Genomic DNA, 23,868 nt, shown 5'->3' with positions numbered 1-23,868 from the left:
CTGCCATGAACAGCGACAGCAAACTCAGGGGTGCGGAGAACGTCGTCTCCAGCCATTCCGTCTTCGGGGCCCCCTGCTGGGTGAGCCTCACCAGCCGTGACCTTCCGGCCACGGAGAACTTCTACGCCGCCGTGCTGGGCTGGCGGTGGCGCACGGCCAAGCTCGGCGACCACTTCCGGATCGCGCTGGCGGACGGGGTGCCGGTCGCCGGGATCGCCGGAGTGGCGGACCTGTGGCAGATGGCGGTCGCCTGGACCCCGTACTTCGCCGTGTCCGACGCGGACGCGGCGGCGGGCCGGGCCAGGGAACGCGGCGGTACGGTCGCGGTCGGCCCCCTCTCCTTCCCTCCCGGCCGCGCCGCCCTCCTGGCGGACCGCCACGGGGCCTCCTTCGGCATCTGGGAGGGGGCGCTCTTCACCGACTGGGAGACCTGGCGCAAGGCAGCCCCGGCCTTTGTCCGGCTCCACACCCGGGACGCCTTCGACGCCGCGATCTTCTACGGCGAGGTCCTGGAGTGGGCCACCGAGAAGCCCGGCTGCTGCGAGGTCCGCTACGAGGCGAACGAGGTCGTCCTGCGCAGCGAGGGCGAGGTGGTGGCCCGGATCACCTCGGGCGCGCTGGAAGCCGCGCCCGACCCCACGATCCGCCCGCACTGGCAGGTCCACTTCGCCGTCGCGGACGTGGCGGTCTGCGTCGAGGCCGCCCAGCACCACGGCGGCACGGTCCTCTCGCACGACGCGGACGAGGCGGTGCTCCGCGACCCGGACGGCGCCCAGTTCACGATCACCTCACGCACCCGACGCTGACCGCCGCGGCCACCGGGCGGCGGGCTGCCGCGGTGACGAGTAGAGGTACTGCTTCTCCCCCAGAGGCTGCCCGGTGACGTGCCCGCGCCAGAGCAGCAGGCCGTGACGCCGTTCCCAGTACGCCGAGTACGTCCCGGTCACCAGCCGCGCCGGCACGAACAGCAGCGGCAGGAAGGCGGCCAAGGACTCCCACGCCAGGGCGACGACCAGACTGGCCGCCGTCAGGAAGCCGACGAAGGGCAGGCCGAAGCTGCGACGGAGGGATTCCTGAGGCGTGGGCAGCACCGCCTCGGGGTCCGCCAGGGGCAGCGCTGTCTCGAACTCGCGTTTCTCGCTGCCCGGCCAGCCGACCGTGCAGGACAACAGCCCGGAGACCGCGAGGACGGCGGCGACGCCGAGACCCGTCCGCCAGAGTTCGGCATCGGACTTGGGCACGTCGCGCAGCCAGAGCACCAGGGGCACGGTCACGATCAGGGCGCACGCCGCCTCGACTGCGGTGATCAACTCATGGTGGACGTACCTGACCACTGTTCTCCCCCTCCGCGCCCGCCTCCCCAGGGCAGGGCGCACTACTCCTCATGCCCGCCGTCGGCGTGGCACACCCCGGTCGGGGAGCGGTGTTCGCCGCTCGTTCACGCCGCCCGCGACGGCCGCGACAGCAGCACCAGCCCCCGGGCCTCGACGGTGATCTCCGCGCCCGCCTTGTACTCGGACTCGTCCGGGACACCGTCCGGTTCCGCGGCCGTGTCGATCCGCGTCGTCCAGCGCTCGCCGTACGTGGCGCCGGGCAGGCGGAAGGCCATCGGCTCCCAGTGGCTGTTCAGCAGGAACAGGAAGGAGTCGTCGACGACGGGGCGGCCGTAGGGGTCGGGTTCGGCGATGGCGTCACCGTTGAGGAAGACGGCGACGGAGTGGGCGTCGGAGCGGTCCCAGTCGGCGTCGGTCATCTCCTGGGCGTTCGGCAGCAGCCAGACCAGGTCGGGGAGCGGCTGGTCCGCGCGGGTCGGCGTGTCGCCTCGGAAGAAGCGGCGGCGGCGCAGCACGGGGTGGGCGGCGCGCAGGGCGATGAGGTCACGGGTGAAGGCCAGCAGCCCGCGTCGTTCGTCGTCCAGGTGCCAGTCGAGCCATGAGACCTCGTTGTCCTGGCAGTAGGCGTTGTTGTTGCCGCGCTGGGTGCGGCCCGACTCGTCGCCGTGGCAGAGCATCGGGATGCCCTGGGACAACAGCAGCGTGGCCAGGAGGTTGCGCTGCTGGCGGGCGCGGAGCGCACGGACACGGGGGTCCTTGGTGGGGCCTTCGACTCCGCAGTTCCAGGACCGGTTGACGTTCTCGCCGTCCCGGTTGCCCTCGCCGTTGGCCTCGTTGTGCTTGTCGTTGTACGAGACCAGGTCGCGCAGGGTGAAACCGTCGTGGGCGGTCACGAAGTTGACGCTGGCGCGCGGGCGGCGCCGGCTGTGTTCGTACAGGTCGGAGGAGCCGGTCAGCCGGGAGGCGAACTCGCCGAGCGTGTGCGGGCGGCCGCGCCAGAAGTCCCGTACGGCGTCCCGGTACTTGCCGTTCCACTCCGACCACAGCGGCGGGAAGTTGCCGACCTGGTAGCCGCCCTCGCCGACGTCCCACGGTTCGGCGATCAGTTTGACGCGGCTGATCACCGGGTCCTGCTGGATCAGGTCGAAGAACGCCGACAGCCGGTCCACCTCGTGGAACTGCCGGGCCAGGGTGGCCGCGAGGTCGAAGCGGAAGCCGTCGACGTGCATCTCGGTGACCCAGTACCGCAGCGAGTCCATGATGAGCTGAAGGACGTACGGGTGACGCATCAGCAGGCTGTTGCCGGTGCCGGTGGTGTCGTAGTAGTGGCTCCAGTCGCCGTCCACCAGACGGTAGTACGAGCTGTTGTCGATGCCCCGGAAGGAGAGGGTGGGGCCCTTCTCGTTGCCCTCGGCGGTGTGGTTGTAGACCACGTCGAGGATCACTTCGAGGCCGGCCGCGTGCAGCGCCTTGACCATCGACTTGAACTCGGTGACCTGCTGGCCCCGGGTGCCCTGGGCGGCGTAGGCGTTGTGCGGCGCGAAGAAGCCGATGGTGTTGTAGCCCCAGTAGTTGCTGAGGCCCCGGTCCTGGAGGACGCCGTCCTGCACGAACTGGTGCACGGGCATCAGCTCGATCGCGGTCACGCCCAGCGAGGTGAGGTGCTCGACGACGGCGGGGTGGGCCAACCCGGCGTAGGTGCCGCGCAGTTCGGCGGGGACGTCGGGGTGGATGCGGGTGAGGCCGCGGACATGGGCCTCGTAGATGACGGTGTCGGCATACGGCCTGCGGGGCGGGCGGTCGTCTCCCCAGTCGAAGAACGGGTCGGTGACCACGCCGAGCATGGTGTGCCCGGCGCTGTCGGCGCCGGGTTCGTAGAGGGAGGGGTGGTTGTCCGTCTGCCCGTCCACGGCTGTGGTGTACGGGTCGAGGAGCAGCTTCGCCGGATCGCAGCGGTGGCCGGCGGCCGGGTCCCAGGGGCCGTGCACGCGGTAGCCGTAGCGCTGCCCCGGTCCGACGCCGGGGAGGTGGCCGTGCCAGACGAAGCCGTCGACCTCGGTGAGCGGGACGGAGCGGTGGCGGCCCCGGTCGTCGACGAGGACGAGGTCGACGCGTTCGGCGACCTCGCTGAACAGCGCGAAGTTGGTGCCGGTGCCGTCGTAGGACGCGCCCAGCGGGTAGGGGTGCCCGCTCCACACGGGCACCCCTTTCCTGACACGCCGCGCGGTCACCGCGCGTCTTCGCGTGTGTCCGGCGCCTCGCCGCCGGGCGCGCCGGCGAGCACGGCGACGGGGATCTCGCGGGGTACTTGGAGCACTTCCCGCAGGTCCGGTTCGGGTGCCGTCGGGACCAGGGGCACGCTCTGGTCGACCGGCGCCCGTTGGGTGAACCAGATGACCGTGCTGCCGGTGTCGGTGGCGCAGCAGCCCCAGCCGTCGCTCAGCGCGGCGATGCGGGTCAGGCAGGGGCGCAGTTCACGGTCCGGGCGCAGCTCACGGTCGTTCTCGCCCACCGCGGCGATGAGGTGCTGGCCGTTCCACCACATCTCGATCGAGGTGTTCTTGTCCGTCGCGTGTTCCGCGATCGCGCGGAGCAGCAGGTCGGCGCTGTGGCAGACGGGCTCGACGAGGGTCTCCAGGTCCCAGAACCGGAGGTGAGCGGCCAGGATGCGCCTGACCTGTCCGACCCGTTCCGGACTGACTTCCATGTCGAGGTGGTAGTAGCGAGGCACTGCGGTCTTCATCGTCGTTGGCTCCTCACCGGCGAAGCTCCCGCTTCTTCTCGTCCCTGGGGAACGAGGCCGAGTCGTCCTTTGCGGAGCGGGCCCGAGCACGAAGCGTGAGCACCGATCTCTTCTGAGTCAGCTCCAGAGTGGGAGGGCTACGCCATTCGTGCAACACGAGCGACTCCCGAGGTAGTTGAAGAGCCAACAAGACGGTGGGTGGTTGCCCGTGCACCATGAGTGAAGCATCGGCTCCGCGAGGCGTCGGTGCCCCTCAGCGCACGACCTCCCCCGGGAAGCGTGCTCCACCGAGAGTGCCGGGAGGTGATCAGCACATGTTGCTGCCCGCCAAGAACGAGGTGGCCAGACAGCTGCGGCGCTACCGCACCTGGGAACGGGTGATGCTCGCGTCCCCGACCGACCGCACGGCCCGGGAGAACTTCGAGGACTCGGGATACACGCTGTGCGTGCTGATGGGCAAGCGCTGCGCCCGCGAGGCCGTGACGGCCGCCGAGCGCTATCTCCAGACGAGCCTGCCCGCCTACCTCCAGGAACAGACCGGCCACCTCAAGCAGGACCAGTCCGGCCAGACCCGCAAGGAGCAACCGGGCGCGGCCCGCAAGGAGCAGAGCGGCCAGCGCCGCCAGGGCCGTGCGGCCAGGCGGGGTCCACCGTCCGGCCGGCGTTCCAAGGCAGGGCGGTAGGACCCGTTCAGTACCCGTTCGGCGTAGCGCCGATCCCCGAGCACGGCGGAGGTGAGACCCATGAGCCCGACCCCGGCCCCGGCCATCGGCCGCGTCCCCATCCGGGACGTCCGCCCGCTCGTCGAGTGCGGCAGGCGTCCCGCGAAGGCGGTCGTCGGCGAGACCTTCGAGGTCACCGCGACGCTCTTCCGGGAGGGGCACGGCGTGGTCGCCGCCCATGTCGTGCTCAAGGACCCGGAGGGCCGCCCGGCCCCGTGCACCCCGATGCGCGAGCTCGCCCGGGGCACCGACCGCTGGGGCGCCTGCGTCACCCCCACCTCCGTGGGCCGGTGGACCTACCGCGTGGAGGCCTGGAGCGACCCGATCGCCACCTGGCGCCACCATGCCCACATCAAGATCCCGGCCGGTATCGACCCCGGACTCGTCCTGGAGGAGGGCGCCGAGCTGTACGCGCGCGCCGCCGCCGGGGTGCCGGAGGGCGACGGGCACCTCGCCCTGTTGACGGCCGTCGGAAAACTCCGCGACGACACTCTTCCGGTCGTCGACCGTCTGGCGGCGGCGCTGGCGCCGGAGGTGGAGGAGGTCCTCACCCGCCATCCCCTGCGCGAACTGGTCACCTCCAGCGAACCGTTGCCCCTGCTGGTCGAGCGGGAACGGGCGCTGTTCGGGTCCTGGTACGAGTTCTTCCCGCGTTCCGAGGGCACCCCCGAGCAGCCCCACGGAACCTTCCGTACCGCCGCCCGCCGCCTGCCCGCGATCGCCGCCATGGGCTTCGACGTCGTCTACCTGCCACCGATCCACCCGATCGGCACCACCTTCCGCAAGGGCCGCAACAACACCCTCTCCCCCACCCCCGACGACGTCGGCGTCCCCTGGGCCATCGGCTCCCCCGAAGGCGGCCACGACGCCATCCACCCCGACCTGGGCACCCTCGAGGACTTCGACCACTTCGTCGCCCGCGCACAGGAACTGGGCCTGGAAGTCGCCCTGGACTTCGCCCTGCAGTGCTCCCCGGACCATCCCTGGGTGCAGAAACACCCCGAGTGGTTCCACCACCGCCCCGACGGCACGATCGCCTACGCGGAGAACCCGCCGAAGAAGTACCAGGACATCTACCCCATCGCCTTCGACGCCGACATGCCCGGCCTCATCGCCGAGACCACCCGGATCCTGCGGCACTGGATGGACCACGGGGTCCGCGTCTTCCGCGTCGACAACCCCCACACCAAACCGGTCGTCTTCTGGGAACAGGTGATCGCCGACATCAACGCCACCGACCCGGACGTCATCTTCCTGGCCGAGGCCTTCACCCGCCCCGCGATGATGCACACCCTGGCCGCGACCGGCTTCCAGCAGTCCTACACCTACTTCACCTGGCGCAACAGCAAACAGGAGCTGACGGAGTACGCCACGGAGCTGGCGGGTGAGGCGGCCGCCTATATGCGGCCGAACTTCTTCGTCAACACCCCCGACATCCTCCACGCCTTCCTCCAGAACGGCGGACGGCCGGCCTTCGAGCTGCGCGCGGTGCTGGCCGCGACGCTCTCGCCGACCTGGGGCGTCTACTCCGGCTACGAACTGTGCGAGAACACCCCGCTCAAACCCGGCAGCGAGGAGTACCTCGACTCGGAGAAGTACCAACTCCGCCCACGCGACTGGGACGCAGCCGAACAAGACGGACGTACGATCGCGCCCCTCATCACCGCGCTCAACGACATCAGGCGGCGCCACCCCGCCCTGCACGCGCTCAGGAACCTGCGCTTCCACCACACCGACAACGACGCGGTGATCGCGTACAGCAAGCGTGCGGGCTCGGACGCGGTCGTGGTGGTCGTCAACCTCGACCCCCATCACACCCAGGCGGCCTGGGTCTCGCTCGACATGGCGGAACTCGGCCTCGGCATGGACGAAAACGTGCCAGTACGCGACGAGTTGACAGGCGAGACCCACCGCTGGGGAAGGACGAACTACGTGTGCCTGACACCCGGACGGGCGCCCGCACACGTCTTCCACGTCCAGCTCCACGCCGAGAGCTCGTCCTCCTCGTCGCAGATCGGAGGGTCAGGTACGCCATGACCATGAACGCACCCATCCCGGACACCTTCGAGGACACTCCGCAGAAGGACCGGGACCCGGACTGGTTCAAACGCGCCGTCTTCTACGAAGTCCTCGTCCGCTCCTTCCAGGACAGCAACGGCGACGGCATCGGCGACCTCAAGGGCCTGACCGCCAAACTCGACTATCTCCAGTGGCTGGGCATCGACTGCATCTGGCTCCCGCCCTTCTTCAAATCACCCCTCAGGGACGGCGGCTACGACGTCTCCGACTACACCGCCGTCCTCCCCGAATTCGGTGACCTCGCCGACTTCGTGGAATTCGTCGACGCCGCCCACCAACGCGGCATGCGCGTCATCATCGACTTCGTCATGAACCACACCAGCGACCAGCACCCGTGGTTCCAGGAATCGAGGAAAGACCCCGACGGCCCCTACGGCGACTACTACGTCTGGGCCGACGACGACAAGCAGTTCCAGGACGCCCGCATCATCTTCGTCGACACCGAAGCCTCCAACTGGACCTTCGACCCCGTCCGCAAGCAGTACTTCTGGCACCGGTTCTTCTCCCACCAACCGGACCTCAACTACGAGAACCCCGCTGTCCGAGAAGAAATGCTGGCCGCTCTCAGGTTCTGGCTGGACCTGGGCATCGACGGCTTCCGCCTCGACGCCGTCCCCTACCTCTACCAGGAGGAAGGCACCAACTGCGAGAACCTGCCGGCCACCCACGCGTTCCTCAAGCACGTCCGCCGGGAGATCGACGCGCTGTACCCGGACACGGTCATCCTCGCGGAGGCGAACCAGTGGCCGGAAGACGTGGTCGACTACTTCGGCGACTTCCGGAGCGGCGGCGACGAATGCCACATGGCTTTCCATTTCCCGGTGATGCCACGCATCTTCATGGCCGTACGGAGGGAATCGCGCTATCCGGTCTCGGAAATCCTCGCCAAGACCCCGGCCATTCCGTCGAACTGCCAGTGGGGCATCTTCCTGCGCAACCACGACGAGCTGACCCTCGAAATGGTCACCGACGAAGAACGCGACTACATGTACGCGGAGTACGCGAAAGACCCGCGTATGCGCGCCAACATCGGCATCAGGCGCCGGCTCGCCCCACTCCTCGACAACGACCGCAACCAGATCGAGCTGTTCACCGCCCTGCTCCTGTCCCTCCCCGGCTCGCCGATCCTCTACTACGGCGACGAGATCGGCATGGGCGACAACATCTGGCTCGGCGACCGCGACGCCGTACGCACCCCGATGCAGTGGACGCCCGACCGCAACGCGGGCTTCTCCTCCTGCGATCCCGGACGCCTCTACCTGCCGACGATCATGGACCCGGTCTACGGCTACCAGGTGACGAACGTCGAGGCGTCGATGTCCTCCCCCTCGTCGCTGCTCCACTGGACCCGCCGGATGATCGAGATCCGGAAACAGAACACGGCGTTCGGCCTCGGGACCTATACCGAATTGCAGTCGTCCAACCCCGCCGTGCTGGCGTATCTCCGGGAGTACAAAGACGACCTGGTGCTGTGCGTGAACAACTTCTCGCGCTTCGCGCAGCCCACCGAACTCGACCTGCGCGCCTACGAAGGACGCCACCCCGTCGAACTCATCGGCGGCGTCCGTTTCCCCGCCATCGGTGAACTGCCCTATCTGCTCACCCTCGCGGGCCACGGCTTCTACTGGTTCCGGCTCTCCCGAGTCCTCTCCCGCGCTGCCCGAGGGCGTTGAAGCGTGGGCCGGCGAAAGGACGCGTCACCATGCCGAAGACCGCAACCGCATTGCTCCGGCCGAGCAGCGACGGGGTCGCCGCCGACCTCATGACCTCGCTCGCCGGACTGCTGCGCGAGTGGCTGCCGAGGCAGCGCTGGTTCGCCGGCAAGGACCGGCCGGTCACGGATCTCGCCCTGCTGTCGATGACCGAGCTGTATCCGGGCTGTCTGCACCTGCTCGTGCACACCGGTCAGCCGAGTCACCCCGGCCACTGCGGGGTGCCCGCGCCCGACGGCACCCCCCTCGACGGTGACTGCTACCAACTGCTGCTCGGTGTGCGCGAACATCTGGTGCCGCGCCTGAGCCGGGCGCTCATCGGGCAGGCCCATGAGGGGCCGCTCGCCGGTCTGACGGTGTACGACGCGCTGTATGACCCTCGCTCGGCCCAGTTGCTCCTCGACCGGCTGCGGCACCCCGGTACGGCGGGCCCGTTGTGCTTCGAGGCGGACCCGGACGTACGGGTACCGGCCGGGCTGGCGCCGCGGCTGCTGGACGCCGAGCAGTCCAACTCCTCGCTGGTGTACGGGGACGCGTACATCCTGAAGGTCTTCCGGCGCATCCAGCCCGGTGTGAACCCCGATCTGGAGGTGCCGGACGCGCTGGCCGGTCAGGGGTGTGGGCGGGTGCCCGCTCCGGTGGCCTGGTTCCGGACGACCGATCCGTTCCCGGCGACGCTCGGTGTGCTGCAGCCGTTCCTGCCCGACGCGTCCGACGGCTGGACGCTGGCGCTCGGCGCGCTCGCCACCGGGAACGACTTCACGGCGCAGGCCCGTGAGCTGGGGCGGGCCACGGCGGAGGTGCACCTCGCGCTGGCCTCGGCCTTCCCCTCCGGGCCCCATGACGAGAACGGGCGGACGGCGGCCGCGATGACCGAGCGGCTGGACGTCGCCGCGCGCTGCGTACCGGCGCTGCAGCCGTTCGTCCCCGGTCTGCGCACGGCCTTCCGCGCCCTGCTCTCCTGCGATGTCGGGCCGCCCGCCCAGCGCATCCACGGCGATCTGCACCTGGGTCAGGTGCTGCGGGCCGGCCGGGAGTGGTTCGTGATCGACTTCGAGGGAGAGCCGTCCCGTCCGCTCGCCGAGCGGTGCGGCACGCAGTCCCCGGTGCGGGACATCGCCGGGATGCTGCGCTCCTTCGACTATGCCGCCCGGCAGCGCCGCCCCTGGCGCCCGGAGTGGGCGCGCCGCTGCCGTGAGGCCTACTGCGCGGGCTATGCCGCCCGCGCCGGCTGGGACCCGCGCAAGAAACACGGTCTGCTGCGCGCCTACGAGACGGACCGGGCCGTGTACGAGGTCCTCTACGAGGCCCGGCACCGCCCCGACTGGCTTCCCGTACCGATGGCGGCGATCGAGCGACTCGCCGTGAGAGGAGACTGACACCGTGGCCCTGCGCGACACCACTTCCCCCGAGGCGGCGGGCCCGCCCCCGCGCAGGCCCCGGCTGACCGTGCCCGCCCCTCCCCTGGCCCCCGACGACCGTGCGCGTCTGCTCTCCGGCGCCCACCACGACCCGCACGCCCTGCTAGGCGCCCACCCTGTGCCGGGCGGGATCGCCGTACGGGCCCTGCGCCCGTACGCCCATGCGGTGAGCGTCGTGATCGACGGCGAGCGCACCTATCTCGCCTCGGAGGGTGACGGCCTCTTCTCCGTCCTGCTGCCGCTCGACGCCGTCCCCGCGTACACGCTGTTCGTGTCGTACGAGGACGTCGACCACGAGATCCACGACCCGTACCGTTTCCTGCCGGCGCTCGGCGAACTGGATCTGCATCTGATCCGTGAGGGGCGGCACGAGCAGCTGTGGAAGGCGCTCGGGGCCGAGCCGATGACCCACCAGGGCGTGACCGGCACCCGGTTCACGGTGTGGGCGCCGAACGCCCAAGGGGTGCGTGTCGCCGGGGACTTCGCCTGCTGGAACGGGACGGCGTTCCCGATGCGGTCCCTCGGTTCGTCCGGGGTCTGGGAGCTGTTCCTGCCGGGGGTGGGTGAGGGCGCCCGCTACAAGTTCGAGATCACCTCCCGGCACGGCCACCGCTTCCTCAAGGCCGACCCGATGGCACGCCAGGCCGAGATGCCCCCGGCGACGGCGTCCATCGTCACGGCGTCGCACTACGAGTGGGGCGACGCGCAGTGGATGGCCAGGCGCGGGGACACTCCGGTGCACGAGGCGCCGTTCTCCGTCTACGAGATCCATCTGCCGTCCTGGCGACCCGGACTGACGTATCGTCAACTTGCTGACGTACTCCCGGAGTACGTCTCCGATCTCGGTTTCACCCACGTGGAGCTCATGCCGGTCGCCCAGCACCCGTTCAGCGGCTCCTGGGGCTACCAGGTCACCGGCTTCTACGCGCCCACCTCACGCCTCGGCACTCCCGACGACTTCAAGTATCTGATCGACGCGCTCCACCGGGCCGGTATCGGCGTGATCGTGGACTGGGTGCCGGCCCATTTCCCCAAGGACGACTGGGCGCTCGCCCGCTTCGACGGGGAGCCCCTGTACGAACCCGGGGACTCACGGCGGGCCGAGCATCCGGACTGGGGGACGTACGAGTTCGACTTCGGCCGTACCGAGGTACGCAACTTCCTGGTGGCGAACGCCGTGTACTGGTGCGAGGAGTTCCACGTCGACGGGCTGCGGGTGGACGCGGTCGCGTCGATGCTCTACCTCGACTACTCGCGTGACTCCGGTCAGTGGTCTCCCAATGTGTTCGGCGGACGCGAGGACCTCGACGCGGTCGCCTTCCTCCAGGAGATGAACGCGACCGTGTACCGGCGGGCGCCGGGGGTGGTGACCATCGCGGAGGAGTCCACGGCCTGGGACGGCGTGACCCGCCCGACGGACAGCGGCGGTCTGGGCTTCGGGCTGAAGTGGAACATGGGGTGGATGCACGACTCGCTGGGCTACATCGAGCACGAGCCGGTGCACCGCAAGTACCACCACAACGAGATGACGTTCTCGATGATGTACGCGTACAGCGAGAACTACGTCCTGCCCATCTCGCACGACGAGGTCGTGCACGGGAAGCAGGCGTTGGTGTCGAAGATGCCGGGTGACTGGTGGCAGCGGCGGGCCGACCACCGCGCGTATCTCGGCTTCATGTGGGCCCACCCCGGCAAGCAACTCCTCTTCATGGGCCAGGAGTTCGCCCAGGGCGCGGAGTGGTCGGAGCCGCACGGCCCTGACTGGTGGCTCCTGGACCCCGCCTACGGCGCCGAAGCGGACCACCGGGGCGTACGCGACCTCGTCCGCGACCTCAACACGACCTACCGCCACACCCCCGCCCTCTGGCAGCGGGACACCGACCCGGCCGGCTTCCGGTGGGTGAGCGGGGACGCGGCCGAGGACAACGTCTTCGCGTTTCTGCGCTTCGACGCGCACGGCACGCCCTTGCTGGCCGTCTCCCACTTCAGCCCTGTGGTCCGGGAGGGCTACCGCCTCGGGGTGCCTGAGGATGTCGCGGCGTGGCAGGAGGTGCTGAACACGGACGCCGCCGCCTACGGAGGGAGCGACGTCACCAACCCCCGCCCCGTCGAGGCCGAGCTCCACGCCTGGCACGGACGGCCGGCCAGTGTCCGCGTGACCTTGCCTCCGCTGGCCACGATCTGGCTCCGCCCGGCCTAGTTTTCCGCCCCCGCCGCCCCTGCCCGTTCCCATCCCCAGGGGCTGCGCCCCTTCGGCCCCCGGCCGCGGGTCCGGTGGGGCTTTCTCGCGCAGTTCCCCGCGCCCCTTTCAGGGGCTCGGGTGTCACTGGTCAGGATCGGAGAAGCCGGTCGGCGCTGCCCCGGCCTAGCGTGGACGACAGATCCCAGCGACCGACACAACCGCGGAGGAGTACGCCATGACCGCCGGACTCAAGACCATCATCTATCCCGTCAAGGACCTCGCTCAGGCGAAAGCGCTGTTCAGTGCCCTGCTGGAGGTTGAGCCGTATGCGGACACCCCGTACTACGTCGGGTTCAAGGACGCGGGGCAGGACGTGGGCCTGGACCCCAACGGCCATGCGAAGGGGATGACGGGCCCGGTGCCGTACTGGCACGTCACCGATATCCGGGCGACGCTCGCGGGGCTGCTGGGGGCCGGTGCGGAGACGCTGGAGGACGTCCACGACGTGGGTGGCGGCCGGCTGATCGCCTCGGTGAAGGACACGGACGGAAACCTGGTCGGGCTCCTCCAGGACACCGCCGCCGAGTAGCGGGACGCGGTGATTGCACCTGCAGTAGTTGCACAGGAAATAATCGTCGGGTCCTCTGTTACCGTGCACATATGGCAGCGAACACGGCCGGTGCCCGGCTCGAGGACCAGTGGCGGGACATCCTTTCCGTGCACGCCCGCACGATGTGCGAGATCGACCGGGTACTGCACCCGCACGGCCTCGGCGCCAGCGATTTCGAGGTGCTCGACATCCTCGCGTCCGGCATGGCCGCGGCCACGGCGGCCGGGGACCTCTGCCGCGTGCAGAACATCGCGGAGAAGGTCCACCTCAGCCAGAGCGCGCTGTCCCGGCTGATCGGGCGCCTGGAGAAGGACGGCCTGGTGGAGCGGTCGATGTGCGTGGAGGACCGGCGCGGGGTGTGGGTCACCCTCACCGCCAAGGGCCGCGACCTGCACGCCGAGGTACTGCCCCTCCAGCGCGACGTCCTGGCCCGCATGTTGCGGCGGGGCTGACGTCCGTCCGTGGCTTGATCCACACCACCTGAAGGGCCGTATGTCTCGTACGGCCCTTCAGCGCAGCAGTCCCCGTACGGCCTCGAAGGCGGCCTCCACCGTGGCCCGGTCGGCGCCGGGACGGGCGAGGGCGCTCATCGGGATGGGAGTGACCGGCGGGAGTCCGGCGTACGGGGTGAGCCCGTCCGGGGCGGGACCGACGGCGGCGAGGAGGGCGACACCCTGGCCGGTGCGGGCGATGTCGAGGACACCGGCGAGGTAGCCGGCGTCGCCGACGACCGTGGCGGGGACGCCGTGCGCGGCGAGCGTCGCGATGGCCCGACGGCGGATCGCGCACGGGTCCTCGACGGCCACCAGCGGCACCGGGACAGGCGCGGCGGGGGCCTCCCAGCCGGGCGTGGCGTGCCAGGTCAAAGGCAGTCCGCCGACAGGGGTGCCCTCGGTCGCGGCCGCCTCGGTGACGTACACCGCGACATCGACGCTCCCCCGCTCCACGGCCTCGACGAGCCGCGCCGAGCGGTCGATGCGGAACCGCACCCGGCAGCCGGGACGCACCCCCTGTACGGCCGCGGTGAGCCGGGGCAGAAACTGGTCGGCCGCGTGTTCGGTGGAGCCGATGGTGACGGTGTCGACATCGACGTCGAGCAGGGCGCGTACGGCTTCGTCGTGGACGGCGAGGATGCGGCGGGCCTGCTCGACGAGGAGACGGCCGTCCGGGGTGAAACGGGTGCCTCTGCCCTCGCGTTCGACGATCGGACGGCCGAGGGTCTTCTCCAGCCTGCGCACATGCTGGCTCACCGCGGACTGGCTGAGGGTGAGGGAGCGGGCCGCGCGGTGGAAGCCGCCGCAGTCGGCTATCGCGGTCAGGCTGCGCAGGGCCACGATGTCGAGGACAGGTTGGGGCATGCGGCGACGGTAGCCGCCACCGGCCATCGATCGCGATTCCTGATCGGTTTCGATACGGAATCGTCGTTGGACGTGACACCGCACCGCCGGTCATGATGAACGCATGATTCCCGCGACCGCCTCTGCTGCCTTTCTGACGCAGCGCCGAGTCATCGACTTCGGCGTGGCGTGCAGCGCGCGCTGTCGTTGATTCGCTGATCCCCCGCCGCCGGTCTCCGGCGTTCTCGCCGCGCTCACCTCGCGTGTGCCCTCACTGAACCGACACGTGTCCGCCCGGCCTTCCGCCCGTGCGGTCCTCGGCCCCTTTTCCCTGCCCTGATACGGGAGTTGCTTCCCCATGCCCTCCTCCACACTGTCCTCGTCCTGGGACGAACCCGAAGGTCTCGCCGCGCGCGGCACGCTCATCGTGCTCGCCGGGCGGGGTGAGCACGGCGGCGTGTACGAACGGTTCGGCCGCCGTCTCGCCTTCGACGCCTACCGGGTCCGCGCGCTCGGCGACCCGACCGCCGACCCCTCCGTCCTCGACGAGGCGGCCAAGCTCCTGGCCGACGAGTCGCTGCCCGGCCCGAAGGTGCTGGTCGGCTCCGACACGGGCGCCCGCTACGCCGTACATCTCGCCGCCGAGCAGACCACGGGCCTCGACGCGCTGATCCTGGCCGGTCTGCCCATCGGGCCCTGGGTGTCCGGGAGTTGGGAGACCGAGGTCGCGGCGCGGACCGCGTGCCCCACCCATCAGGGCCGGCTCGCGCACGACCCCGGCTTCCGGCGGGGCGCGCTCGACGAGACCCCTGAGGAACTGCCGGAACTGCGCCTGGATCTCGTGGACGTCCCCGTGCTCGCGCTGCACGGCACGGACGACGCCATCAGCCCGCTCGACGGGGCACGGAACGCCTACGCGGGCCACCCCGCCGTACGGACCGTGACCTTCGACGGCGGTCGGCACGACGTCCTCAACGACGCCCTGCACCGTACGGCCGCCTCCGTGGTCGTCCTCTTCCTGGAGCGGCTCCGTCTCTCCCCCGAGCTGCCGGTCATCGCGGCGGGTCCGTCGTGAGCACGCGAACCTCGACCACCCCCATCAGCCGCGTCACCACGTCCGTCGCCGAGCTGGACGCCCTGCTCCACTCCGAGCACCCGCCCGTGCTGCTCGATGTGCGGTGGGCGCTCGGTGATCCTCATGGCCGGGAGCACTACGCGGCCGGGCACATACCGGGCGCGGTGTACGTCGACCTCGACACGGAGCTGGCCGCGCCGCCGAGTCCGGAGGGCGGGCGGCATCCCCTGCCCGAGCTCGCCGATCTGCGGGCCGCAGCACGGCGTTGGGGCGTCGGGGAGGGCCGGTCGGTCGTCGTGTACGACGATCTGGGCAACGCGGCGGCGGCCCGGGCATGGTGGCTGTTGCGGTTCGCCGGGGTGACCGAGGTGAAGCTGCTGGACGGGGCGTTGGCCGCGTGGAAAGCCGCCGGGCTGGAGCTGGAATCGGGTACGCCCACCCCTCCGTTGCCCGGTGATGTAGTGCTGCGGTCCGGTGGGCTGCCGGTGACCGATGCCGACGGGGTCGCCGAACTCGCCGCGTCAGGGCTGCTGTTGGACGCGCGGGCCGCCGAACGGTACCGGGGTGAGGTCGAGCCGGTGGATCCGCGGGCCGGACACATTCCGGGGGCCGTGTCGGCGCCGACCGGGGAGAACCTGGCGGCCGACGGGACGTTCCGGTCCGCCGAGGAGCTGCGGGAGCGGTTCCTGGCGAAGGGCGCCGGTGAGGCGGAGCGCATCGGCGTGTACTGCGGTTCCGGTGTCACCGCCGCCCATCAGATCGCCGCGCTCGCGATCGCCGGTTTCGAGGCGACGCTCTTCCCCGGCTCCTGGTCCGCCTGGTCCGCCGATCCGGCCCGCCCGGCCGTGAAGGGAAGCCGGCCATGACGACGAAACCACTGGTACTGCCCCAGCGGCCGACCCGCGCGGACGCGGCGCCCACGCCGACCCGCGTCACCATCCGTGGCACCGCGAAGACCGCGCGCCGCTTCACCGTCCCCCGCGCCGTACGCCGTGCCTCCGGTCCCCTCGGCCTGGTCCTGCTGTGGTTCCTGACCTCGGCGACCGGGCTGCTCCCCGAGTCGGTCCTCGCCTCCCCCGTGGATGTCGTCGAGCAGGCCGTGGAGCTGACGAAGAGCGGTGAACTCCCCAGTGCCGTCGCCGCCTCGGGGCGCCGGGCCGCCACCGGGTTCCTGATCGGGGCGACCATCGCGCTGACCCTGTCGCTGCTCGCGGGGCTGTTCCGGCTCGGTGAGGACGTCATCGACTCCTCGATGGGCATGTTCCGCGCGATCCCGTGGGTGGGCCTGATCCCGCTGTTCATCGTGTGGTTCGGCATCGAGGAGACGCCGAAGATCGCGCTGGTCGCGCTCGGGGTGACGTATCCGCTGTACTTCAACATCTACGGCGGGATCCGCTCCACGGACGCCCAACTCGTCGAGGCCGCACGGATGATGGGGCTCGGGCGGCTGGGGCTGATCACCTACGTGATCCTGCCGAGCGCGCTGCCCGGGGCTCTCGTGGGGCTCCGGTACGCGCTGTCGACGGCCTGGCTGGCGCTGGTGTTCGCCGAGCAGATCAACGCGGACGCGGGACTCGGTCATCTGATGAGCAACGCCCAGCAGTACTTCCGCACGGACGTCATCGTGCTCTGCCTCGCCGTGTACGCGCTGCTCGGCCTGGCCTGCGACTTCGCCGTACGCGTCCTGTCGCGCCGGTTGCTGACCTGGCGGGCCAACTTCGAAGGGGAGGCGTGAGCGCCATGACCACCACCGTCTCCGGCAGCCCTGTCGTGGCCAACAGCGTGGAGATACGCGGGCTCTCGCGGGCCTTCGACGGCCACACCGTGCTGCACGATCTCGATCTCGACATCCGGGAGGGCGAGTTCGTGGCCCTGCTCGGGCACAGCGGCTGCGGCAAGTCGACGTTGCTGCGGATCCTCGCCGGGCTGGACGAGGAGATCGGCGGCGAGGTGACCGTACCGGCCCGGCGCAGCGCGGCCTTCCAGTCGCCCCGGCTGCTGCCCTGGCTGAAGGTCTGGCGCAATGTGGTCCTCGGGCTGCCCGGACGGCCCGACCGGGCCGTGGCCGCGAAGGCGCTGGACGAGGTCGGTATCGCGGACCGCGCGACCGTGTGGCCGAAGACGCTCTCCGGCGGTCAGGCCCAGCGCGTCTCGCTGGCCCGAGAACTGGTCCGTGAGCCCGAACTCCTGCTCCTGGACGAGCCGTTCGGCGCGCTCGACGCCCTCACCCGGGGCAGGGTGCAGCAGTTGGTGGCCGAGCTGTGGCAGCGGCACGGCTGCGCGATCCTCCTGGTCACGCATGACGTGGAGGAGGCGCTGCTGCTCGCCGACCGGGTGCTGGTCATGGACGAGGGCCGAATCGCCCATGAGCTGACCGTCGATCTGCCCCGGCCCCGTGATCTGACCGCCCCCGAGTTCGTCTCCCTGCGCGCCCGCCTGCTGACCTGGCTCGGCGTGAACCGCACCTTGGAAGGAACCCCCTCGTGACACCCGCAGTGATACGCCGGATCACGGCCGCCGCGCTGAGCCTCACCGCCCTGCTGGCGCTGACCGGCTGTGGCGGGGACTCCTCGGCGGAGGCTTCTTCGTCGAAGAACGGCCGGGTCACGCTGACCATCGGCGACCAGGCCAAGACCCTCCAGACCATTCTCGCCGCCTCGGGCGCGCTCGAGGGCGCCGACTACCAGGTGAAGTGGGCCGAGTTCGAGGGCGCGGCCCCGCTCTACCAGGCCGTGCAGGCGAACGCCGCCGACACCACGTACTCGGCCGATCTGCCCGCCCTCCAGGCGCTCAGCGGCGGGGTGAGGTTCAAGACGGTCGCCGCGCTGAAGAACGACGGGCGGCACGTCGGGATCGTCGTCCGCGAGGGGTCCGGCATCGACAGCGTCGAGGACCTGAAGGGCCAGAAGGTCGTGGTGTCCTCGGCCAAGGGCAGCGTCTCGGAGTATCTGCTCGCCAACGTCCTCCAGGAGAACGGGCTCACGTACTCCGATGTGAAGGTCCAGTACTTGCTGCCGACCGACGCGCAGGCCGCCTTCGCCTCCGGGAGGATCAAGGTGTGGGCGACCTTCGGCGTCTACCAGGCCGTCGGTCTGGAACAGGGCGGCAAGCTGCTCGTCGACGGCGCCGACGGCCGCGTCAGCGGTTACGGCTTCATCGGCGCCTCCGACCAGGCCCTCGCGGACTCCGGGAAGAAGGCCGCGCTCGGCGACTTCCTCAAGCGGCTCGGTACGGCCCTGAAGTGGACCGACACGCACGAGGACGCGTACGCGAAGGCCATCGTGGAGCGCAACGGCGCCGACGAGTCGGTGGCGAAGACGCTCGCGTCGGCCGCGTACAGCCAGGTCCTGCCGATCGACGCCGAGGTGACCAGGACGGTCCAGGGTGTCGCCGATCTCATGAACGGCATCGGGGTCCTCGAACCGAACGTCGACGTGGCCGAGTCCGCCGACACCTCTGTCCTCAAGTGACTGGTTTGTGAAGGGAGTTCACCATGCCCGTGGAATTCATCAGCGCCGTCCACACCGCCCCCGGTGTCAACGGGCCCGCGGCGAGCGCGCGTACCGGCTTCGACCCCGGCTATCTGCGCACGTACGCACGTGCGCTGGACGACGGCGGCTTCGACCACACCCTCGTCGCCTACCACTCGGCGTCCCCGGACGCCCTCCAGCTGGCCCAGTTCGTGGCCACGCACACCGAGCGAATCCGCCCGATCCTGGCCCACCGGCCGGGTGTCATCTTCCCCACGCACGCGGCACGCGCCCTCGCGACCCTGGACCGGATCAGCGACGGCAGGCTGTCGCTGCACATCATCTCCGGGGGCAGTGACGAGGAGCAGCGGCGGGAGGGCGACTACCTCGACAAGGCGGAGCGGTACGAGCGTTCGGACGAGTACATCCAGGTGCTCAGGAAGGTGTGGACGGCCGACGGGCCCGTCTCGCACGAGGGCAAGTACTTCAGGTTCGAGGGCTACCACTCCGATGTGAAGCCGGTGAACGGGCTGATCCCGGTCTCGGTGGGCGGGTCGTCGCAGGACGCCTATCGGGTGGGCGGGCAGCAGGGTGACATCTTCGGGCTGTGGGGCGAGCCGTTGAAGGAGACGGCGGAGCAGATCGCCGCCGTGAACGCGGTCGCGGACGCCGCGGGGCGCCCCCGTCCACGTATCTGGGTGTCGTTCCGTCCGATCATCGCGCCCACCGAGGAGCTGGCCTGGGAGAAGGCCCACCGCACGCTGGGCGTGCTCCAGGCCGAGTCGGCGTCGTCGGACGCGTTCCGGCACTACCGGACCAGTGGGCGCCCGGCGAACGTCGGCTCGCAGCGGCTGCTGGACATCGCCGAGCGCGGGGAGGTGCACGACCGCTGCCTGTGGACCGCGCCGGCGGTCGCCACCAACGCGGCCGGGGCCTCGACCGCCCTCGTCGGCACGCCGGAGACGGTCGCCAAGGCCCTGCTCGACTACGTCGACATCGGCTGCGACCTGCTGTCGATCCGGGGCTACGACCCGCTGAACGACGCCATCGACTACGCCCGCCATGTCCTGCCGCTGGTCCGGCAGGAACTCGCCCATCGCGCCGCCGGCGCCCAGGCCGCCTGACCTCCGCCGGTCAGCGACACCCCCTCATGGAGATCCCGTGTTCCAGCGCACCCTGCGCGCGTCCGCCGCCGCTCTGTTCCTGACGCTCACGGCGGCGTGCGGCGCCTCCGCCGAGGCCGAGTCCTCGTCGTTCTCCTCGTCGTCCTCCTCCGACCTGTCGTCCGTGACCTTGAGAGTCGGTGCCACCGGCTGGAAGAACGAGGAGGCGATCCTGAAGTACGCCGGCCTCGACGACACCCCGTACAAGGTCACGTGGAACCTCTTCCAGGGCGGTGACCAGCAGCTCCAGGCGATGCGTGCCGGGGCCCTGGATCTGGCGTCCTCCAGTGAGATCCCGCCGATCTTCGCGGCGGCCGACGGCGAACCGAACTTCAAGGTCGTCGCCGTGCAGCGCGCCGCCACCCTCAACCAGGAGGTGGTCGTCCCCAAGGGATCGAAGGTCACCGACATCGCCGGCCTGAAGGGCAAGAGGGTCGGCTATGTGCAGAACACCACCGCCCACTACTTCCTGTACGAGCTGCTGAGGCAGGCGGGCCTGGAGTGGTCCGACATCGACGCGAAGCCGTTGCTGCCCAACGACGGTCTCGCCGCCCTCAACGGCGGCAGCCTCGACGCCTTCGCCTCCTACGGCACCTCGATCATCACCGCGCACCAGCAGGGCGCCACGACGGTCGGCTCCGGCAAGGACATCCTGTCGGGCAACTTCCTGTGGTCGGCCAAGGACAGTGTGCTGAAGAGCCCCGCTCAGAAGGCCGCGGTCGCCGATCTGATCGCCCGGATCACGCGGGCGTACGCGTATGTCCGGGACGGGCACGAGGACGGCTTCGCGAAGATCACCGCCGAGGCCACGCACCAGCCCCTCGCCCAGGCGAAGAAGGATCTGCTCGACGCACAGGCCCAGCGGCCGACGGCGGCCCGGACCGTCGGCGACGACACGATCGCCTCGCAGCAGGAGGTCGCCGACGTGTTCACGGAACTGGGCGCGTTGAAGACCAAGTTGGACGTGAAGTCGTTCTGGTCGACGGCGCTCGACGCCGATCTGGAGAAGGCCCTGTGAGCAGCCGCCGACAGGTGATCGACCGTCTCGCCGAACTGGCACCCGTGTACGACCGCTCCGGCGACTTCCCCGCCGAGTCACTCCAGGTCGTCCACGAGGCCGGGCTGCTCACCGCCACCGTCGGAGAGCGGTACGGCGGTCGCGGCGCCGGGGTGGAGGAGACGGCCCGCATACTGCACGCCCTCGGGCGGGGCGATCCGTCCGTCGCCCTGATCTCGGCGATGACGCTCGTCGCGCACGCCCGGCAGGCCGCACAACCGCACTGGCCCGAGGAGCTGTACGCGCGGATCCTCAAGGAGTCCGAGGAGGGGCCGGTGCTGATCAACCATGCGCGCGTGGAGCCCGAGTTGGGGTCCCCCGCGCGGGGCGGGCTGCCCGCGACGCGCGCCCGGCGGACGGCCGACGGCTGGGCGATCAGCGGCACCAAGCGGTTCGTGACGGGCGCGGAGGGGCTGGGCTGGTTCCTGGTGTGGGCGACCACCGAGGAGGCCGAGCCGCGGGTGGGCACGTTCCTGGTGGCCGGCGGCTCGCCCGGTATCGAGATCGCCGGTGACTGGGACCAGTTGGGGTTGCGGGCCAGTGGCAGCCACGACGTGACGTTCCGGGCGGTGCAGGTGCCGTACGAACAGGTCATCGGGCTCACGCCGTACGGGCCCGCCGCCGAGCAGGACAACCGGGCGGGCGCGGCGATCCATCTTCCGCTGGCCGCCCTGTACTTGGGGGTGGCGCGGGCCGCGCAGGCGTTCTTCCACGCGTTCGCCCATGAGCGGGTGCCCGCCCGTCTCGGGCATGCGGTGGCCCGTACGGAACGCTTCCGTACGACCGCCGGGGAGATCGAGCTCCTGCTCACGGCGGCCGAGGAGCTGGTGTTCGGCGGCGCGGCGAAGGTCGACGCGGGTGACTCGTCGTACACACCCGAACAGGCCCTCGGTGCGAGGGCCTTGGCGGATCGGCACGGGGTGCGGGCGGTGGAGCTGGCCGTGCGGTTGCTCGGCAATCCGGGGCTGGCGCGGGGCAATCCGCTGGAGCGGCACTTCCGGGACATCCAGTGCGCGCCCGTCCACGCACCGCAGGCGGACATCGCACTGCTCGCGATCGGCGCGAAGGCGCTGGGCCTGTGACGGCGGCACCGGAGACAACCGTGTCCGCGCGGCTGCTGGGGCTGCTCGCCCGTGATCTGCCGCTCGACCGGCTCACCACCGACCCGGCGGGGCTCGCCGCGCACGCCACCGACCGTTCGGGCACCCGGCCGGACGGGGTTCCGTCGGCCGTGGTGCACGCCCGGCGGACCGAGGACGTGATCGTGACCCTGCGGCACGCGAACGCCCTGCGGGTGCCGGTGGTGCCACGCGGGGCCGGCACCGGCCTGTCGGGCGGGGCGAGCGCGGGCGAAGGGTCGCTCGTTCTGGACCTTTCCGGGATGAACCGGATCCTGGAGCTGTCGGCGGACGACCAGCTCGCGGTCGTCGAACCCGGTGTGATCACCGCCGAGCTGGACCGCGCGGCCGGCCCGCATGGTCTGCGCTACGCGCCCGACCCGGCGAGCGCGGCCCTCTCCACGATCGGCGGGAACATCGCGACCAACGCGGGCGGGCTGCGCTGCGCCAAGTACGGGGTGACCCGGGACAGCGTGCTGGGCCTGGAGGCGGTGCTCGCGGACGGCACCGTGGTGCGCACGGGCCGCCGTACGGTCAAGGGTGTCACCGGATACGACCTGACGGCCCTGCTCACCGGCTCGGAGGGCACTCTCGGGGTGATCACGTCGGCGACGCTGCGGCTGCGGCCCGTGCCGGTGGCGACGGCCACGCTCGCCGCGTACTTCGACACCTTCGAGGCGGCCGCAGAGGCCTCGTACGCGATCCAGCGGGCCGGAGTCGTACCGGCGCTCGCGGAGCTGGTCGACGGGTCGGTGCTGCACGCGATCGATCCGGCGCTGCGGGAACGGGGTGCGGCCCTGCTGGTGGTGCAGTGCGACGGGGCGGGCGCGGCGGCCGAGGCGGAGGTGGTCGCCCGGGCGGTCGGCCCGCTGGCGACGACGGTGGAGACGACCTCCGACCCGGCGGAGGCGGAGGCCCTGCTGGCCGCGCGCCGTCTCGCGCTGCCGGCGCTGGAGCGGCTGGGGCGGCCGTTGATCGAGGACATCGCGGTGCCGCGCTCCCGGCTGGCGGAGGCGGTCCGGGAGATCCGCGCGATCTCCGTACGGCACGACGTGCCGGTGTTCACGGTCGCGCACGCCGCCGACGGCAACCTCCACCCGATCGTCGTCGTGGACCCGGCGCTGCCGGAGCTGCCGGACGCGGCCTGGGAGGCGGCGGGTGAGATCTTCGCGCTGGCCCTGCGGCTGGGCGGCACGCTGACCGGGGAGCACGGGGTGGGGGTGCTCAAGCGGCAGTGGGTGGCGGAGGAGCTGGGGTCGGCCGCGCACGGGTTGCAGCGCCGGATCAAGGAGGTGTTCGACCCGCACGGGATCCTCAACCCCGGGAAGGGGCTGTGAGGGCCGTGAGGGCCGTTCCCTCGTCGGTTGTCCGTACGGGTCAGATGCCGTGTCCTCCCAGCAGGGTGCCCACGTCGTGGGCGTCGAGTGTCAGGCCGTGCGGGGAGCCGGCGTCGATGGTGAGGGACAGGTCGACGTCGGCCGGCCACTGGGAGGCGAGGGCGCCCAGCGGTACCAGGCGGTAGCGCGACACGTAGGGCAGGAGTTCGGCCATCGCCGGTTCCGAGGTGAAGACCGGCACGACCTGTTCGCCGCCCTCCTGCTCCAGGACGGGCAGCGCCACGGCCGTCGGATCGCTCACGGCCGCATCGTCGGCGTCGTCCGGTACGGGCACCAGCACGTCACTGTCGGCGAGCGTGTTCAGCGCGGCCGTGTCGTGGGTGTCGCGGGCGAGTACGGTCAGCGCCTGCTGGGCCGGCGAGGCGGCCTGGGGCGCGGGGTGGTTGTTCGAGGGTATGTCCATGGAAGATCCCAGGTAGTGATGGAAAAGGCCGCCCGGGACAGCGTC

The 23,868-nt window shown here is 70.8% G+C and carries 22 protein-coding genes; 17 read left to right on the top strand and 5 right to left on the bottom strand.

All coding sequences use genetic code 11. The annotated features are described in order from the left end of the window. The first annotated feature begins 5 nt into the window (after positions 1–5). Positions 6–806 carry a VOC family protein gene (locus tag JIX56_RS43425; RefSeq protein ID WP_257549395.1) on the top strand — a complete coding sequence of 267 codons (801 nt, stop codon included), beginning with the start codon at positions 6–8 and terminating at the stop codon, positions 804–806. On the opposite strand, the gene JIX56_RS43420 is transcribed toward JIX56_RS43425, so the two are convergent. The 3 genes from JIX56_RS43420 to JIX56_RS43410 form a co-directional block, all read right to left on the bottom strand. Further along, positions 789–1,334, bottom strand: a complete 546-nt coding sequence (locus JIX56_RS43420) for a hypothetical protein (protein WP_257549393.1) — start codon at positions 1,332–1,334, stop codon at positions 789–791. The genes JIX56_RS43425 and JIX56_RS43420 overlap by 18 nt on opposite strands. 104 nt (positions 1,335–1,438) lie before the next feature. After that, complete coding sequence (gene glgX / locus JIX56_RS43415; protein WP_257549391.1) at positions 1,439–3,565, bottom strand: glycogen debranching protein GlgX; 2,127 nt, start codon at positions 3,563–3,565, stop codon at positions 1,439–1,441. Continuing rightward, entirely contained in the window at positions 3,562–4,077 is a 516-nt protein-coding gene (locus tag JIX56_RS43410; RefSeq protein WP_257549389.1) for a pep a2, read from the bottom strand. The genes glgX and JIX56_RS43410 overlap by 4 nt, the downstream gene beginning before the upstream one ends. Positions 4,078–4,391: 314 nt before the next feature. Between JIX56_RS43410 and JIX56_RS43405 the strand changes: the two genes are divergently transcribed. From JIX56_RS43405 to JIX56_RS43375, 7 genes are all read left to right on the top strand, one after another. Continuing rightward, on the top strand, positions 4,392–4,760 hold the full coding sequence (locus JIX56_RS43405; protein ID WP_257549387.1) for a DUF5133 domain-containing protein: 369 nt from the start codon (positions 4,392–4,394) through the stop codon (positions 4,758–4,760). A 60-nt stretch (positions 4,761–4,820) separates the two neighbouring features. Beyond that, positions 4,821–6,836: an alpha-1,4-glucan--maltose-1-phosphate maltosyltransferase gene (locus tag JIX56_RS43400; protein ID WP_257549385.1), complete on the top strand. Its 2,016-nt coding sequence runs from the start codon at positions 4,821–4,823 to the stop codon at positions 6,834–6,836. Further along, complete coding sequence (gene treS, locus JIX56_RS43395; protein ID WP_257549383.1) at positions 6,833–8,551, top strand: maltose alpha-D-glucosyltransferase; 1,719 nt, start codon at positions 6,833–6,835, stop codon at positions 8,549–8,551. The genes JIX56_RS43400 and treS overlap by 4 nt, the downstream gene beginning before the upstream one ends. A 29-nt stretch (positions 8,552–8,580) precedes the next feature. Continuing rightward, positions 8,581–9,969 carry a maltokinase N-terminal cap-like domain-containing protein gene (locus tag JIX56_RS43390; protein WP_257549381.1) on the top strand — a complete coding sequence of 463 codons (1,389 nt, stop codon included), beginning with the start codon at positions 8,581–8,583 and terminating at the stop codon, positions 9,967–9,969. A 4-nt stretch (positions 9,970–9,973) separates the two neighbouring features. After that, positions 9,974–12,211: a 1,4-alpha-glucan branching enzyme gene (gene glgB, locus JIX56_RS43385; protein ID WP_257549379.1), complete on the top strand. Its 2,238-nt coding sequence runs from the start codon at positions 9,974–9,976 to the stop codon at positions 12,209–12,211. A gap of 217 nt (positions 12,212–12,428) precedes the next feature. Beyond that, positions 12,429–12,782, top strand: a complete 354-nt coding sequence (locus tag JIX56_RS43380) for a VOC family protein (protein WP_257549377.1) — start codon at positions 12,429–12,431, stop codon at positions 12,780–12,782. 71 nt (positions 12,783–12,853) lie between these two features. After that, positions 12,854–13,255: a MarR family winged helix-turn-helix transcriptional regulator gene (locus tag JIX56_RS43375; RefSeq protein ID WP_257549375.1), complete on the top strand. Its 402-nt coding sequence runs from the start codon at positions 12,854–12,856 to the stop codon at positions 13,253–13,255. 57 nt (positions 13,256–13,312) lie between these two features. Here the strand turns inward: JIX56_RS43375 and JIX56_RS43370 are convergent, their stop codons facing one another. Further along, complete coding sequence (locus tag JIX56_RS43370; RefSeq protein WP_257549373.1) at positions 13,313–14,161, bottom strand: LysR family transcriptional regulator; 849 nt, start codon at positions 14,159–14,161, stop codon at positions 13,313–13,315. A 337-nt stretch (positions 14,162–14,498) separates the two neighbouring features. On the opposite strand from JIX56_RS43370, the gene JIX56_RS43365 reads away from it, so the two are divergent. Genes JIX56_RS43365 through JIX56_RS43325 form a run of 9 tightly spaced genes read left to right on the top strand, consistent with a single transcriptional unit; the run spans position 14,499 to position 23,360 of the window. Beyond that, positions 14,499–15,215, top strand: a complete 717-nt coding sequence (locus tag JIX56_RS43365; protein ID WP_257549371.1) for an alpha/beta hydrolase — start codon at positions 14,499–14,501, stop codon at positions 15,213–15,215. Next, positions 15,212–16,081: a sulfurtransferase gene (locus JIX56_RS43360; protein ID WP_443031980.1), complete on the top strand. Its 870-nt coding sequence runs from the start codon at positions 15,212–15,214 to the stop codon at positions 16,079–16,081. The genes JIX56_RS43365 and JIX56_RS43360 overlap by 4 nt, the downstream gene beginning before the upstream one ends. Beyond that, complete coding sequence (locus JIX56_RS43355) at positions 16,078–16,950, top strand: ABC transporter permease (RefSeq protein WP_257549369.1); 873 nt, start codon at positions 16,078–16,080, stop codon at positions 16,948–16,950. The genes JIX56_RS43360 and JIX56_RS43355 overlap by 4 nt, the downstream gene beginning before the upstream one ends. Before the next feature lie 5 nt (positions 16,951–16,955). Then, positions 16,956–17,702, top strand: a complete 747-nt coding sequence (locus JIX56_RS43350; protein WP_257549367.1) for an ABC transporter ATP-binding protein — start codon at positions 16,956–16,958, stop codon at positions 17,700–17,702. An 8-nt stretch (positions 17,703–17,710) separates the two neighbouring features. Next, positions 17,711–18,685, top strand: a complete 975-nt coding sequence (locus tag JIX56_RS43345; protein ID WP_257551451.1) for an ABC transporter substrate-binding protein — start codon at positions 17,711–17,713, stop codon at positions 18,683–18,685. A 23-nt stretch (positions 18,686–18,708) separates the two neighbouring features. Then, on the top strand, positions 18,709–19,809 hold the full coding sequence (locus tag JIX56_RS43340; RefSeq protein WP_257549365.1) for an LLM class flavin-dependent oxidoreductase: 1,101 nt from the start codon (positions 18,709–18,711) through the stop codon (positions 19,807–19,809). A 37-nt stretch (positions 19,810–19,846) separates the two neighbouring features. Then, positions 19,847–20,866, top strand: a complete 1,020-nt coding sequence (locus JIX56_RS43335) for an ABC transporter substrate-binding protein (protein WP_257549355.1) — start codon at positions 19,847–19,849, stop codon at positions 20,864–20,866. Continuing rightward, the gene (locus JIX56_RS43330; RefSeq protein WP_257549353.1) at positions 20,863–21,987 is read left to right on the top strand and encodes an acyl-CoA dehydrogenase family protein; all 1,125 of its coding nucleotides are present in this window, start codon (positions 20,863–20,865) and stop codon (positions 21,985–21,987) included. The genes JIX56_RS43335 and JIX56_RS43330 overlap by 4 nt, the downstream gene beginning before the upstream one ends. Positions 21,988–22,007: 20 nt before the next feature. Further along, complete coding sequence (locus JIX56_RS43325; protein WP_443031978.1) at positions 22,008–23,360, top strand: FAD-binding oxidoreductase; 1,353 nt, start codon at positions 22,008–22,010, stop codon at positions 23,358–23,360. Between the two features lie 40 nt (positions 23,361–23,400). On the opposite strand, the gene JIX56_RS43320 is transcribed toward JIX56_RS43325, so the two are convergent. Next, positions 23,401–23,823 carry an SseB family protein gene (locus tag JIX56_RS43320; RefSeq protein ID WP_257549349.1) on the bottom strand — a complete coding sequence of 141 codons (423 nt, stop codon included), beginning with the start codon at positions 23,821–23,823 and terminating at the stop codon, positions 23,401–23,403. Positions 23,824–23,868: the final 45 nt, after the last annotated feature.

The sequence above is a fragment of the Streptomyces sp. CA-210063 genome (assembly GCF_024612015.1).
Lineage (GTDB): Bacteria > Actinomycetota > Actinomycetes > Streptomycetales > Streptomycetaceae > Streptomyces.
Note: the sequence above shows the minus strand (reverse complement) of the source record. Positions and strands in the feature narration are given on the sequence as shown.